Source organism: Streptomyces sp. NPDC006332 (assembly GCF_040612855.1).
Lineage (GTDB): Bacteria > Actinomycetota > Actinomycetes > Streptomycetales > Streptomycetaceae > Streptomyces.
On the sequence record NZ_JBEXRA010000048.1, the window covers coordinates 1 to 13,984 of the forward strand.

The 13,984-nt window shown below is 69.7% G+C and carries 13 protein-coding genes; 12 read left to right on the forward strand and 1 reads right to left on the reverse strand.

Annotation, left to right across the window (positions count from 1 at the left end; translation table 11 throughout):
- Window positions 1–12 precede the first annotated feature (12 nt).
- A complete protein-coding gene (locus ABZ027_RS32840) occupies window positions 13–570 on the reverse strand; it encodes a transcriptional regulator (protein WP_356774718.1) in 558 nt (185 codons plus the stop codon).
- 254 nt (window positions 571–824) lie between these two features.
- On the opposite strand from ABZ027_RS32840, the gene pyrR reads away from it, so the two are divergent.
- From pyrR to coaBC, 12 genes are all read left to right on the forward strand, one after another.
- Window positions 825–1,445 carry a bifunctional pyr operon transcriptional regulator/uracil phosphoribosyltransferase PyrR gene (gene pyrR, locus ABZ027_RS32845; protein ID WP_356774720.1) on the forward strand — a complete coding sequence of 207 codons (621 nt, stop codon included), beginning with the start codon at window positions 825–827 and terminating at the stop codon, window positions 1,443–1,445.
- A 92-nt stretch (window positions 1,446–1,537) separates the two neighbouring features.
- Window positions 1,538–2,515: an aspartate carbamoyltransferase catalytic subunit gene (locus ABZ027_RS32850; RefSeq protein ID WP_356774722.1), complete on the forward strand. Its 978-nt coding sequence runs from the start codon at window positions 1,538–1,540 to the stop codon at window positions 2,513–2,515.
- A gap of 5 nt (window positions 2,516–2,520) precedes the next feature.
- A complete protein-coding gene (locus ABZ027_RS32855) occupies window positions 2,521–3,807 on the forward strand; it encodes a dihydroorotase (RefSeq protein WP_356774724.1) in 1,287 nt (428 codons plus the stop codon).
- Entirely contained in the window at window positions 3,804–4,373 is a 570-nt protein-coding gene (locus ABZ027_RS32860; protein WP_356774726.1) for a hypothetical protein, read from the forward strand. The genes ABZ027_RS32855 and ABZ027_RS32860 overlap by 4 nt, the downstream gene beginning before the upstream one ends.
- Window positions 4,370–5,527: a glutamine-hydrolyzing carbamoyl-phosphate synthase small subunit gene (gene carA / locus ABZ027_RS32865; RefSeq protein WP_356774728.1), complete on the forward strand. Its 1,158-nt coding sequence runs from the start codon at window positions 4,370–4,372 to the stop codon at window positions 5,525–5,527. The genes ABZ027_RS32860 and carA overlap by 4 nt, the downstream gene beginning before the upstream one ends.
- Complete coding sequence (carB, locus tag ABZ027_RS32870; protein WP_356774730.1) at window positions 5,520–8,828, forward strand: carbamoyl-phosphate synthase large subunit; 3,309 nt, start codon at window positions 5,520–5,522, stop codon at window positions 8,826–8,828. Before carA ends, carB begins: the two co-directional genes overlap by 8 nt.
- 94 nt (window positions 8,829–8,922) lie before the next feature.
- On the forward strand, window positions 8,923–10,029 hold the full coding sequence (locus ABZ027_RS32875) for a quinone-dependent dihydroorotate dehydrogenase (protein WP_356774732.1): 1,107 nt from the start codon (window positions 8,923–8,925) through the stop codon (window positions 10,027–10,029).
- The gene (gene pyrF / locus ABZ027_RS32880) at window positions 10,026–10,865 is read left to right on the forward strand and encodes an orotidine-5'-phosphate decarboxylase (RefSeq protein ID WP_356774734.1); all 840 of its coding nucleotides are present in this window, start codon (window positions 10,026–10,028) and stop codon (window positions 10,863–10,865) included. The genes ABZ027_RS32875 and pyrF overlap by 4 nt, the downstream gene beginning before the upstream one ends.
- Window positions 10,866–11,142: 277 nt before the next feature.
- A complete protein-coding gene (locus tag ABZ027_RS32885; RefSeq protein ID WP_003977346.1) occupies window positions 11,143–11,466 on the forward strand; it encodes an integration host factor in 324 nt (107 codons plus the stop codon).
- 59 nt (window positions 11,467–11,525) lie between these two features.
- Window positions 11,526–12,083 (forward strand): guanylate kinase, encoded by a 558-nt coding sequence (gmk, locus tag ABZ027_RS32890; RefSeq protein WP_356774736.1) that lies wholly within the window; start codon window positions 11,526–11,528, stop codon window positions 12,081–12,083.
- Between the two features lie 53 nt (window positions 12,084–12,136).
- Complete coding sequence (gene rpoZ, locus ABZ027_RS32895; RefSeq protein WP_003977348.1) at window positions 12,137–12,409, forward strand: DNA-directed RNA polymerase subunit omega; 273 nt, start codon at window positions 12,137–12,139, stop codon at window positions 12,407–12,409.
- A gap of 159 nt (window positions 12,410–12,568) precedes the next feature.
- Window positions 12,569–13,771 carry a bifunctional phosphopantothenoylcysteine decarboxylase/phosphopantothenate--cysteine ligase CoaBC gene (gene coaBC / locus ABZ027_RS32900; protein WP_356774839.1) on the forward strand — a complete coding sequence of 401 codons (1,203 nt, stop codon included), beginning with the start codon at window positions 12,569–12,571 and terminating at the stop codon, window positions 13,769–13,771.
- Window positions 13,772–13,984: the final 213 nt, after the last annotated feature.

Genomic DNA, 13,984 nt, shown 5'->3' on the forward strand with positions numbered 1-13,984 from the left:
GAGATGACGCCGTCACCCAGGTCGTGGGTGCGGGCCGGGCTGCCGTCGTCGAGGAGTACGGTGAGCCGGCCGCTGAGTCCGTGCCGGAGTTTGAGGTCGCCCTCCCGCGTCCAGCACGCCCCAGCTGATCAGCTGCTCGGTGAGCACCGAGGGCGACTGGTCGTAGATGACGGCGAGTGTGCGCAGGTCGTCCTGGCGGATCGAGAGCACCTTGCCGTTGTAGTCACCGCGCTGGGACTGGATCGTCGCGGCGTACCGCTGCAGCGGGCCCGCCTTCTCGGCCGGTACGTGGGCCAGCCGCTCCAGGTCCAGGACCAGCTTCGGCGGCGGCTCGGCGGCGCCGCCCGGCGTGGTGCCCGGCAGCAGCTCCTGCACGGGAACGCCATAGAAATCGGCCAGCTCGGCAAGACGCTGCACGGTCACGGCGCGGTCGCCGCGCTCGTAGGAACCGACCACGACGGCCTTCCAGCGCCCCTGGGACTTCTCCTCGACACCGTGGAGGGAAAGGCCCTGCTGGGTGCGGATGGCCCGGAGCTTGGCCCCGAGCTGTTTGGCGTATTCGCTGGACATATAGCTCCCCGGACACTGTGTCGACGCGGCTGGGTCTGTTCCGTGCCGCGCGGCTGGTAACTCACTGTGAGGTTACGCAGCGTTACTCTGCCGCGTCAAGCCGAATGGTCCGCACCGATGCTTCCGTGGTAACGGTCGCCGATTGAGCCATAGGGGTGAATGAGAGGCGCCGTACGGGCCTGCTACCGTGGATGGCGCAATTCCGACGTCCTTTAAGATCCGTCCCGTGAGGCGGAGAAGGAGGTCCGTTTCATATGGACACCGAGCACGGCTCCCAGCCCGGCGGTCAGCACGACGCACCGCACACCACCCACCCCTCCGACGCGCGGCCCGTTCTCGAAGGCCCCGACATCGCGCGGGTGTTGACCCGCATCGCCCACGAGATCGTCGAACGCGCCAAGGGCGCCGACGACGTGGTGCTCCTCGGCATCCCGACCCGGGGCGTCTTCCTCGCCCAGCGGCTCGCGTCCAAGCTGGAGCAGATCACCGAGCGCAAGACTCCCGTCGGTTCGCTCGACATCACCATGTACCGCGACGACCTGCGCATGCACCCGCCGCGCGCGCTGGCCCGCACCGACATCCCCGGCGACGGAATCGACGGCAAGCTGGTCGTCCTCGTCGACGACGTGCTCTTCTCCGGCCGCACCATCCGCGCCGCCCTCGACGCCCTGAACGACATCGGGCGCCCGCGTGCCGTGCAGCTCGCGGTGCTGGTCGACAGAGGCCACCGTGAACTGCCCATCCGCGCCGACTACGTCGGCAAGAACCTCCCCACGTCGTTGCGGGAGACGGTCAAGGTCCAGCTCGCCGAGGAGGACGGTCGCGACACCGTGCTGCTCGGTGCCAAGCGGACCGCTCCGGGCGCGTCGCACTAGCTCCCCGGCGTACGTCACTGGCGTACGCCCCGCTCCAGCGCCCCCGCCTGCCCGGATTCTCCCGAACTGAACTGCCTTACGGAGCCTGAAAGATGCAGCGTCATCTCATCTCGGCCGCCGACCTCACCCGCGACGACGCCGTCCTGATCCTCGACACCGCCGAGGAGATGGCCCGGGTCGCCGACCGGCCGATCAAGAAACTGCCGACCCTGCGCGGCCGGACCGTCGTCAACCTCTTCTTCGAGGACTCCACCCGGACCCGGATCTCCTTCGAGGCCGCCGAGAAGAGGCTGTCCGCGGACGTCATCAACTTCTCCGCCAAGGGATCCAGCGTCTCCAAGGGCGAGTCCCTGAAGGACACCGCCCAGACCCTGGAGGCCATGGGCGTCGACGCCGTCGTCATCCGGCACGGCGCCTCCGGAGCGCCCTACCGCCTGGCCAACTCCGGCTGGATCGACGCGGCCGTCATCAACGCCGGCGACGGCACCCACCAGCACCCCACCCAGGCCCTGCTCGACGCCTTCACCATGCGCCGCCGGCTGGTCGGGAGGGACGCCGGCATCGGACAGGACCTCGACGGCAGGCGCATCACGATCGTCGGCGACGTCCTGCACAGCCGGGTCGCCCGCTCCAACGTCGACCTGCTGCACACCCTCGGCGCCGAGGTCACCCTCGTCGCCCCGCCCACCCTGGTGCCGGTCGGCGTCGAGACCTGGCCCTGCGAGATCTCCTACGACCTCGACAGCACGCTGCCGAAGTCGGACGCGGTGATGATGCTGCGCGTGCAGCGGGAGCGCATGAACGCGGCGTTCTTCCCGACCGAGCGCGAGTACGCGCGGCGTTACGGCCTCGACGGCGAGCGCATGGCGCGGATGCCCGAGCACGCCATCGTGATGCACCCCGGTCCGATGGTCCGGGGCATGGAGATCACCGCCGAGGTCGCCGACTCCGAGCGCTGCACCGTCGTGGAGCAGGTCGCAAACGGAGTCTCCATCCGGATGGCCGTCCTGTACCTGCTTCTGGGCGGCAACGAGCCCGCCGTGAGCCAAACCCGCATCGAGGAGAAGTAAGTCACATGAGCAAGATCCTGATCCGTGGTGCCAAGGTGCTCGGCGGCGAGGCGCAGGACGTCCTGATCGACGGCGAGGTCATCGAGGCCGTCGGGACGGGGCTGTCGGCCGAGGGTGCTGAGGTCGTCGAGGCGGACGGCAAGGTGCTGCTGCCCGGTCTGGTCGACCTGCACACCCACCTGCGGGAGCCGGGCCGCGAGGACTCCGAGACGGTGCTGACCGGTACCCGCGCGGCCGCCTCCGGGGGGTACACCGCCGTGTTCGCCATGGCCAACACCTTCCCGGTCGCGGACACCGCCGGTGTGGTCGAGCAGGTCTACCGGCTGGGCCGGGAGAGCGGCTACTGCGACGTGCAGCCGATCGGCGCCGTCACGGTCGGTCTGGAGGGCCGCAAGCTCGCCGAGTTGGGCGCCATGCACGAGTCGGCGGCCGGTGTCACCGTCTTCTCCGACGACGGCAAGTGCGTCGACGACGCGGTGATCATGCGCCGGGCCCTGGAGTACGTGAAGGCCTTCGACGGGGTCGTCGCGCAGCACGCCCAGGAGCCGCGGCTGACCGAGGGCGCCCAGATGAACGAGGGCGTCGTCTCCGCCCAGCTGGGCCTCGGCGGCTGGCCGGCTGTGGCCGAGGAATCGATCATCGCCCGGGATGTCCTGCTCGCCGAGCACGTCGGCTCCCGCGTCCACATCTGCCACCTGTCGACCGCGGGCTCGGTGGAGATCGTCCGTTGGGCCAAGTCCCGCGGCATCGACGTCACCGCCGAGGTCACCCCGCACCACCTGCTACTCACCGAGGAGCTGGTGCGGACGTACAACCCGGTCTACAAGGTCAACCCGCCGCTGCGCACCGAACGGGACGTGCACGCCCTGCGCGAGGCGCTCGCCGACGGCACCATCGACATCGTCGCCACCGACCACGCCCCGCACCCGCACGAGGACAAGGACTGCGAGTGGGCCGCGGCCGCCATGGGCATGGTCGGCCTGGAGACCGCGTTGTCGGTGGTCCAGGAGACGATGGTGGACACCGGGCTGCTCGACTGGGCCCAGGTCGCCGACCGGATGTCCGTCACACCCGCGCGGATCGGTCAGGCCAGGAGCCACGGGCGTCCCGTCTCGGCAGGTGAGCCCGCCAACCTCACGCTCGTCGACACGGCATACCGTGGGTCCGTGGACCCCGCGGGCTTCGCCTCGCGCAGCCGCAACACCCCGTACCAGGGGCGTGAGCTGCCGGGTCGTGTCACGCACACGTGGCTGCGGGGCAAGGCCACGCTCGTCGACGGGAAGCTCACGTGACACCTGTAATCCTGCTGGCCGCCGAGAAGGAATCGGCCGAGGTCACCGACTGGGCCGCCCGGGTCGGCTGGCTCGTCGGGCTCGCGCTCTTCGTCGCCCTCGTCTACTGGCTGATGCGCGAGGGCTGGAAATGGCGCGGCACGCTCCAGGGCGACCTGCCCGAACTGCCCGCGGCGCCGGACGAGCCCGGCGAGGCCAGGCTGACGATGAGCGGCCGGTACCACGGCTCCACCACCGCCGGACACTGGCTCGACCGCATCGTGGCGCACGGCCTCGGCACCCGCAGCCGGGTCGAGCTCACCCTGACGGACACCGGACTGGACGTCGTACGCCCCGGAGCGACGGACTTCTTCGTCCCGCTCGAGTCCCTGCGCGAGGCCCGGCTCGACAAGGGCATCGCCGGCAAGGTCCTCACCGAGGGCGGCCTGCTCGTGGTCACCTGGGCGCACGGCGACCGGCTGATCGACTCCGGGTTCCGCTCCGACCGCGCGGCCGAGCACAACGCGTGGGTCGACCTCATCAACTCCATGATCAAAACAACCACCACGGAAGGCGCCGAACGATGACGACCTCCACCAGGGGATCCATGAAGGTTCCCGCCGCACTCGTCCTGGAGGACGGCCGGGTCTTCCGCGGCCGGGCCTACGGGGCCGTGGGGTCGACCTTCGGCGAAGCCGTGTTCTCCACCGGCATGACCGGCTACCAGGAGACCCTCACCGATCCCTCGTACCACCGCCAGGTCGTCGTCATGACCGCCCCGCACGTGGGCAACACCGGCGTCAACGACGAGGACCCCGAGTCGAAGCGGATCTGGGTCGCCGGATACGTGGTGCGCGACCCCGCGCGCGTGCCGTCCAACTGGCGCTCCCGCCGCTCCCTCGAGGAGGAACTGCGCGAGCAGGGCGTCGTCGGCATCTCCGGCGTCGACACCCGCGCGCTGACGCGCCACCTGCGAGAGCGCGGCGCCATGCGCGTCGGCATCTTCTCCGGCGACGCGCTGCCCGACGAGGCCACCATGCTCGCCGAGGTGCGCCAGGCCCCCGAGATGACGGGCGCCGACCTGTCGGCGGAGGTCGCCACCAAGGAGGCGTACGTCGTCCCGGCGATCGGTGAGAAGAGGTTCACCGTCGCCGCGATCGACCTCGGCATCAAGGGCATGACGCCGCACCGGATGGCCGAACGCGGCATCGAGGTGCACGTGCTGCCCGCCACGGCGAGTGTCGAGGACGTGTACGCCGTCCAGCCCGACGGCGTGTTCTTCTCCAACGGCCCCGGGGACCCGGCCACCGCCGACCACCCGGTCTCCGTGATGCGGGCGGTCCTGGAGCGCGGCACCCCGCTCTTCGGCATCTGCTTCGGCAACCAGATCCTGGGCCGCGCGCTCGGCTTTGGCACCTACAAGCTGAAGTACGGCCACCGCGGCATCAACCAGCCGGTGCAGGACCGCACGACCGGCAAGGTCGAGGTCACCGCGCACAACCACGGCTTCGCCGTCGACGCCCCGCTCGACCAGGTCTCCGACACCCCCTACGGCCGCGCCGAGGTCTCCCACGTCTGCCTCAACGACAACGTGGTGGAGGGACTCCAACTCCTCGACCGGCCGGCCTTCAGCGTCCAGTACCACCCCGAAGCGGCGGCCGGCCCGCACGACGCCGCCTACCTGTTCGACCGCTTCACGTCTTTGATGAGCACCGTCCTGATGGAGGGCCAGCGTGCCTAAGCGCACCGATATCCAGTCCGTCCTGGTCATCGGCTCCGGCCCGATCGTCATCGGCCAGGCCGCCGAGTTCGACTACTCCGGCACCCAGGCGTGCCGCGTCCTGAAGTCCGAGGGCCTCAGGGTCATCCTGGTCAACTCCAACCCGGCGACGATCATGACCGACCCGGAGATCGCCGACGCCACCTACGTCGAGCCGATCACCCCGGAGTTCGTCGAGAAGATCATCGCCAAGGAGCGGCCCGACGCGCTGCTGCCCACGCTCGGTGGCCAGACCGCCCTCAACACCGCGATCTCCATGCACGAGCAGGGGGTGCTGGAGAAGTACGGCGTCGAGCTGATCGGCGCCAACGTCGAGGCGATCAACAAGGGCGAGGACCGCGACCTCTTCAAGGACGTCGTCGAGGCCGTCCGCGAGAAGATCGGGCACGGCGAATCCGCCCGGTCCTACATCTGCCACTCGATGGACGACGTGCTCAAGGGGGTCGAGCAGCTCGGCGGCTACCCCGTCGTCGTGCGCCCGTCCTTCACCATGGGCGGCGCCGGCTCCGGCTTCGCCCACGACGAGGAGGAACTGCGCCGCATCGCCGGCCAGGGCCTGACCCTCTCGCCGACCACCGAGGTGCTCCTGGAGGAGTCCATCCTCGGCTGGAAGGAGTACGAGCTGGAGCTGATGCGCGACAAGAACGACAACGTCGTGGTCGTCTGCTCCATCGAGAACTTCGACCCGATGGGCGTCCACACCGGCGACTCGATCACCGTCGCGCCCGCGATGACGCTGACCGACCGCGAGTACCAGCGCCTGCGTGACATCGGCATCGCGATCATCCGCGAGGTCGGCGTCGACACCGGCGGCTGCAACATCCAGTTCGCGGTGAACCCGGACGACGGCCGCATCATCGTCATCGAGATGAACCCGCGCGTCTCGCGTTCCTCGGCCCTCGCCTCCAAGGCGACCGGCTTCCCGATCGCCAAGATCGCCGCGAAGCTCGCCGTCGGCTACACCCTCGACGAGATCCCGAACGACATCACGGAGAAGACCCCGGCGTCCTTCGAGCCGACCCTCGACTACGTGGTCGTCAAGGCTCCGCGGTTCGCCTTCGAGAAGTTCCCCTCGGCCGACTCCACGCTGACCACGACCATGAAGTCGGTCGGCGAGGCCATGGCCATCGGCCGGAACTTCACCGAGGCCTTCCAGAAGGCGCTGCGCTCCCTGGAGAAGAAGGGCTCGCAGTTCACCTTCGCCGGTGAGACGGGCGACAAGACAAAGCTCCTGGAGGCTTCGGTCCGTCCCACCGACGGCCGGATCAACACGGTCATGCAGGCGATCCGCGCCGGTGCCACGCCTCAGGAGATCTTCGACTACACGAAGATCGACCCCTGGTTCGTGGACCAGCTCTTCCTGATCAAGGAGGTGGCGGACGAACTCGCCGCCGCCGAGCGCCTGGACGCGGAACTGCTCGCCGAGGCCAAGCGGCACGGCTTCTCCGACCAGCAGATCGGCGAGATCCGGGGCCTGCGCGAGGACGTGGTGCGCGAGGTGCGGCACGCGCTGGGCGTACGCCCGGTGTACAAGACGGTCGACACCTGCGCCGCCGAGTTCGCCGCGAAGACGCCGTACTTCTACTCCTCCTACGACGAGGAGAGCGAGGTCGCCCCGCGCGAGAAGCCGGCCGTCATCATCCTGGGCTCGGGACCCAACCGCATCGGCCAGGGCATCGAGTTCGACTACTCCTGCGTCCACGCCTCCTTCGCGCTGTCCGACGCCGGGTACGAGACGGTGATGGTCAACTGCAACCCGGAGACCGTCTCCACCGACTACGACACCTCCGACCGGCTGTACTTCGAGCCGCTGACGCTGGAGGACGTGCTGGAGATCGTCCACGCGGAGACGCTGGCCGGTCCGATCGCGGGTGTGGTGGTGCAACTCGGCGGCCAGACCCCGCTTGGCCTGTCGCAGGCGCTGAAGGACAACGGCGTGCCGGTCGTCGGCACACCTCCCGAGGCGATCCACGCCGCCGAGGACCGCGGCGCCTTCGGCCGTGTCCTCGCCGAGGCCGGCCTGCCGGCCCCCAAGCACGGCACCGCCACCACCTTCGCGGGGGCCAAGTCCATCGCCGACGAGATCGGCTACCCGGTGCTCGTCAGGCCGTCGTACGTCCTCGGCGGGCGCGGCATGGAGATCGTGTACGACGAGACCCGGCTGGAGGCCTACATCGCCGAGTCGACCGAGATCAGCCCGTCCCGTCCGGTCCTGGTCGACCGCTTCCTCGACGACGCGATAGAGATCGACGTCGACGCGCTCTACGACGGCACGGAGCTCTACCTCGGTGGCGTCATGGAGCACATCGAGGAAGCCGGGATCCACTCCGGCGACTCCGCCTGCGCGCTCCCGCCGATCACCCTCGGCGGCTTCGACATCAAGCGCCTGCGTGCCTCCACGGAGGCCATCGCCAAGGGCGTCGGGGTGCGCGGACTGATCAACATCCAGTTCGCGATGGCGGGCGACATCCTGTACGTCCTCGAAGCCAACCCGCGTGCCTCCCGCACCGTCCCCTTCACCTCGAAGGCGACCGCGGTTCCGCTGGCGAAGGCCGCCGCCCGGATCTCCCTGGGCGCGACCATCGCCGAACTGCGCGCCGAGGGGCTGCTCCCGGCGGCCGGCGACGGCGGCGAACTCCCGCTCGACGCGCCGATCTCCGTCAAGGAGGCCGTCATGCCGTGGTCCCGCTTCCGTGACGTCCACGGCCGCGGCGTCGACACGATCCTCGGCCCGGAGATGCGCTCCACCGGCGAGGTCATGGGCATCGACTCCGTCTTCGGCACGGCGTACGCCAAGTCGCAGGCGGGCGCCTACGGACCGCTGCCGACGAAGGGCCGCGCGTTCATCTCGGTCGCCAACCGCGACAAGCGCTCCATGATCTTCCCGGCCCGCGAGCTGGTCGCGCACGGCTTCGAGCTGCTCGCCACCTCCGGCACGGCCGAGGTCCTCAAGCGCAACGGGATCAACGCCACCGTCGTGCGCAAGCAGAGCGAGGGCACCGGCCCCAACGGCGAGAAGACCATCGTCCAGCTCATCCACGACGGTGACGTCGACCTCATCGTCAACACCCCCTACGGCACCGGCGGCCGTCTCGACGGCTACGACATCCGTACGGCGGCCGTGGCGCGGTCCGTGCCGTGCCTCACGACGGTCCAGGCGCTCGCCGCGGCCGTCCAGGGCATCGACGCCCTCAACCACGGCGACGTGGGCGTCCGTTCGCTCCAGGAACACGCGGAACATCTGATCGCGGCTCGCGACTAGCAGCCCTGAGGGGGGACACCGGAAACGGTGTCCCCCTCTTCATGAGGACCCCTGCCCTCATGAGGACTCCCGAGGACTTCTGAGGACTCCCGAGATGTACAAACAATTCTTCCGCCTGGTTTTCACCCGGATGGACCCGGAACAGGCCCACCACCTGGCCTTCCGCTGGATCCGGCGAGCCGTCCGCGTCCCCGTGCTGCGCACCTTCCTGGCCGCCGCCCTCGCACCCCGGTACAGGGAGCTGCGTACGGAGGCGTTCGGGCTGCGGATGCACGGCCCCTTCGGGCTCGCCGCGGGCTTCGACAAGAACGCCCTCGCCGTCGACGGCATGGCGATGCTCGGCTTCGACCACGTCGAGATCGGCACGGTCACGGGCGAGCCGCAGCCGGGCAACCCCAAGAAGCGGCTGTTCCGCCTCGTGCCGGACCGTGCGCTGGTCAACCGCATGGGCTTCAACAACGAGGGCTCGCTGGCCGTCGCCGCGCGCCTGGCGTCCCGTACGCCCGTCTTCCGGACCGTCGTGGGCGTGAACATCGGCAAGACCAAGGCCGTCCCGGAGGCCGAGGCCGTCGGCGACTACGTGAAGTCCACCGAGCGGCTGGCGGCGTACGCGGACTACCTGGTCGTGAACGTGTCGTCGCCGAACACACCCGGGCTGCGCGATCTGCAGGCCACCGAGGCACTGCGCCCGCTGCTGAGCGCCGTGCGCGAGGCCGCCGACCGTACGGTCACCTCGCGCCGGGTGCCGCTGCTGGTGAAGATCGCACCCGACCTCGCCGACGAGGACGTCGACGCGGTCGCGGACCTGGCCGTCGAACTCGGTCTGGACGGGATCATCGCCACCAACACCACCATCGCCCGTGAGGGCCTCGGCCTGACATCCGAGCCCTCGCTGGTGAAGGAGACCGGCGGCCTGTCCGGAGCACCCCTGAAGGCACGCTCCCTGGAGGTCCTGCGCCGCCTCTACGCGCGCGTGGGCGACCGGATCACCCTGGTGGGCGTCGGGGGCGTCGAGGACGCCGAGGACGCCTGGCAGCGCATCCTGGCGGGCGCCACGCTGGTCCAGGGGTACAGCGCCTTCATCTACCAGGGACCCTTCTGGAGCCGCGCCATCCACAAGGGCCTCGCCGCCCGCCTGAGCGCGAGTCCCTACGCCACCCTCGCCGACGCGGTCGGCGCGGACGTGAGGAGGACGGCATGACCGAGGCCTTCGGCGCGCGTCTGCGCCGCGCCATGGACGAACGCGGCCCCCTGTGCGTGGGCATCGACCCGCACGCCTCCCTGCTCGCCGAGTGGGGCCTGGACGACGACGTGAGGGGCCTGGAGCGGTTCAGCCGCACCGTCGTGGAGGCGATGGCCGACCGGGTCGCCGTGCTCAAGCCGCAGAGCGCGTTCTTCGAGCGTTTCGGATCACGCGGGGTCGCCGTCCTGGAGACGTCGGTCGAGCAGGCGCGGGCGGCCGGCGCGCTGGTCGTGATGGACGCCAAGCGCGGAGACATCGGCTCCACCATGGCCGCCTACGCCGAGTCCTTCCTCCACCGGGACGCCCCGCTGTTCTCGGACGCCCTGACCGTCTCGCCGTACCTCGGCTACGGGTCGCTGTCGCCCGCGGTGGCGCTGGCGCGGGAGAACGGCGCGGGCCTGTTCGTGCTGGCGCTGACCTCCAACCCGGAGGGCGGCGAGGTGCAGCACGCGGTCCGCGCGGACGGCCGGACCGTCGGTGCGACGATGCTGGCCCATCTGGCGGCCGAGAACGCGGGGGAGCGGCCCCTGGGCTCCTTCGGGGCGGTGGTCGGCGCCACGCTGGGCGACCTGTCGTCGTACGACCTGGACGTCAACGGCCCGCTCCTTGCTCCGGGCATCGGAGCTCAGGGGGCGACTCCGGCGGACCTGCCCGACGTCTTCGGGGCCGCGGTGCGCAATGTCGTCCCCAACGTCAGCCGGGGTGTTCTACGTCACGGTCCCGACGTCGCGGCGCTGCGAGCGGCCGCGGACCGGTTCGCGGAGGAGATCCGGGCGGCTGTGGACGCCACCTGAGGGTTTCCTGCCCTTCGGTCTAGTCCTCCGATGAGTGCTTCGAGGACCACTTGAGTCTGAATACATACTCAAATCCGGGGCAGTATGTTCGAAATGTCCGACCTGGCAAAGGCTGACCAGGACTTTTCCGCTGTTCTCGCTGACTCTGGCGGACTTGCCCGCTAGTCTCCGACGAGAGTCAACGGGCAAGCGTGTTGCTCGTAGCTCCCCAGGTGTGGGGCGAATAGGTTCCTCACCGGTCCGTATCCGACAGTTCGACATCCGAGGTGACGTAGGCGTGGCTCTTCCGCCCCTTACCCCTGAACAGCGCGCAGCCGCGCTCGAAAAGGCCGCCGCGGCTCGCCGGGAGCGGGCCGAGGTCAAGAATCGACTCAAGCACTCCGGCGCCTCCCTGCATGAGGTCATCAAGCAGGGCCAGGAGAACGACGTCATCGGCAAGATGAAGGTCTCCGCCCTGCTTGAGTCCCTGCCAGGCGTGGGCAAGGTCCGCGCCAAGCAGATCATGGAGCGACTCGGCATCTCCGAGAGCCGCCGCGTGCGTGGTCTCGGTTCCAACCAGATCGCCTCCCTGGAGCGTGAGTTCGGCAGCACCGGTTCCTGAACCCGGGTACTCGGGACAGGGCGTCCCGGGCACCCCGGGACAGCTGGAATAATCGCTGCATGAGTGAACGTCCTCGGCTGACCGTGCTCTCCGGCCCCTCCGGGGTCGGCAAGAGCACGGTCGTCGCCCATATGCGCAAGGAACACCCCGAGGTCTGGCTCTCGGTGTCGGCGACGACCCGCAGGCCCCGCCCCGGCGAGAAGCACGGAGTCCAGTACTTCTTCGTCACAGACGAGGAGATGGACAAGCTGATCGCCAACGGCGAGCTGCTGGAGTGGGCCGAGTTCGCCGGCAACCGGTACGGCACGCCGCGTGCGGCCGTGCTGGAGCGCCTGGAGGCGGGGGAACCCGTCCTGCTGGAGATCGACCTCCAGGGCGCCCGGCAGGTCCGGGAGTCCATGAAGGAAGCCCAGCTGGTGTTCCTGGCTCCGCCCTCCTGGGAGGAGCTCGTGCGCAGACTGACCGGCCGGGGCACCGAGCCGCCCGAGGTGATCGAGCGGCGCCTGGACGCGGCGAAGGTCGAATTGGCGGCCGAGCCGGAGTTCGACGTGACCCTGGTCAACACCTCCGTCGAGGACGTGGCGCGTGAGCTGCTAGCCTTGATGGATGTTGTGTGATTGCTCTTGATGTGATCACTGCCGATCTTTTCCCATCCATCGGAAGGTAGAGCGTGTCCTCTTCCATCTCCGCGCCCGAGGGCATCATCAACCCGCCGATCGACGAGCTCCTCGAGGCCACCGACTCGAAGTACAGCCTCGTGATCTACGCGGCCAAGCGGGCCCGCCAGATCAACGCGTACTACTCGCAGCTCGGCGAGGGCCTCCTCGAGTACGTCGGTCCGCTCGTCGACACCCACGTCCACGAGAAGCCGCTCTCGATCGCCCTGCGCGAGATCAACGCGGGTCTGCTGACGTCCGAGGCCATCGAGGGCCCGGCGCAGTAATATTTTCGGCTTGCAGTTGACTTTTCCACAGGCCCGGCAGCGCGACTGCCGGGCCTGTGGTGTGCTCGGGGTGCGGGGATCGGCCCCGCGACGATGATGCAGCATGGAGCCGAGCGCCGGGAGTCACGGCGTACCTGCTTCGAGGTCCGGGGAGAGACGGTGGACAAGCCCAAGGTCGTTCTGGGGGTCAGCGGCGGTATCGCCGCCTACAAGGCCTGTGAGCTGCTGCGCAGACTGACCGAGTCGGGGCATGAGGTGCGCGTCGTCCCCACCGCCTCCGCCCTGCACTTCGTCGGCGCCGCCACCTGGTCCGCCCTCTCCGGCAACCCGGTCTCGACCGAGGTGTGGGACGACGTCCACGAGGTCCCGCACGTCCGCATCGGCCAGCACGCCGACCTGGTCGTCGTCGCCCCGGCCACCGCGGACACGCTGGCGAAGGCCGCCCACGGCCTCGCCGACGACCTCCTCACCAACACCCTGCTCACCGCCCGCTGCCCGGTCGTCTTCGCGCCCGCCATGCACACCGAGATGTGGGAGCACCCGGCCACCCAGGAGAACGTGCAGACACTGCGCCGCCGCGGCGCGGTCGTCATCGAACCGGCCGTCGGCCGCCTCACCGGCGTCGACACCGGCAAGGGCCGGCTGCCCGGCCCCGCCGAGATCTTCGAGGTCTGCCGTCGCGTCCTGGCCCGGGGCGCCACCGAACCGGACCTCAGAGGCAGGCACGTCGTCGTCAGCGCCGGCGGCACCCGCGAGCCCCTCGACCCCGTCCGCTTCCTCGGCAACCGCTCCTCCGGCAAGCAGGGCTACGCCCTCGCCCGCACCGCCGCCGCGCGGGGCGCCCGGGTGACGCTGGTCGCGGCGAACGCCGGGCTGCCGGACCCGGCGGGAGTGGACGTGGTTCCGGTCGGCACGGCGGTGCAGTTGCGGGAGGCGGTTTTGAAGGCCGCCGCGGACGCCGACGCGGTGGTGATGGCCGCTGCGGTCGCCGACTTCCGCCCGGGCACCTACGCGGCCGGGAAGATCAAGAAGAAGGACGGCCAGGACCCGGACCCGGTCGTGCTCGTACGGAATCCCGACATCCTCGCGGAGATCTCCGCCGACCGTGCCCGCCCCGGCCAGGTGGTCGTCGGTTTCGCCGCCGAGACGGACGACGTGCTCGCCAACGGTCGCGCGAAGCTGCGGCGCAAGGGCTGCGATCTGCTCGTGGTGAACGAGGTGGGGGAGCGCAAGACGTTCGGCTCCGAGGAGAACGAGGCGCTGGTCCTGGGGGCGGACGGCAGCGAGACGCCGGTCCCGCACGGGCCCAAGGAAGCCTTGGCCGACATCGTGTGGGACCTGGTCGTCGAGCGTCTGAACTGAGGTTTTGTTTTTGCTCAGAAATCGCTGAGACCTCGCACATTGGGGCGTGGCGCCGCTGGCCAAGTCCGCCCGGGATTGGGCAGAATGCCCGTGCCGCAGGTCACAGCAATCCGAGAGGCGAGACAGGAGACCCGCTGGCATAGTGCGACCGATAAACTGTTCTCGGACGACACCGGGCGCAGCCCCCGTCCCGTCCGCCAATGATCAGCCAGC

What these genes read in the sequence shown, in the direction of transcription:
- ABZ027_RS32840 (WP_356774718.1), bottom strand. Translation starts at nt 570, where the DNA reads ATGTCCAGCGAATACGCCAAACAGCTCGGGGCCAAGCTCCGGGCCATC.
- pyrR (WP_356774720.1), top strand. Translation starts at nt 825, where the DNA reads ATGGACACCGAGCACGGCTCCCAGCCCGGCGGTCAGCACGACGCACCG.
- ABZ027_RS32850 (WP_356774722.1), top strand. Translation starts at nt 1,538, where the DNA reads ATGCAGCGTCATCTCATCTCGGCCGCCGACCTCACCCGCGACGACGCC.
- ABZ027_RS32855 (WP_356774724.1), top strand. Translation starts at nt 2,521, where the DNA reads ATGAGCAAGATCCTGATCCGTGGTGCCAAGGTGCTCGGCGGCGAGGCG.
- carA (WP_356774728.1), top strand. Translation starts at nt 4,370, where the DNA reads ATGACGACCTCCACCAGGGGATCCATGAAGGTTCCCGCCGCACTCGTC.
- ABZ027_RS32875 (WP_356774732.1), top strand. Translation starts at nt 8,923, where the DNA reads ATGTACAAACAATTCTTCCGCCTGGTTTTCACCCGGATGGACCCGGAA.
- pyrF (WP_356774734.1), top strand. Translation starts at nt 10,026, where the DNA reads ATGACCGAGGCCTTCGGCGCGCGTCTGCGCCGCGCCATGGACGAACGC.
- gmk (WP_356774736.1), top strand. Translation starts at nt 11,526, where the DNA reads ATGAGTGAACGTCCTCGGCTGACCGTGCTCTCCGGCCCCTCCGGGGTC.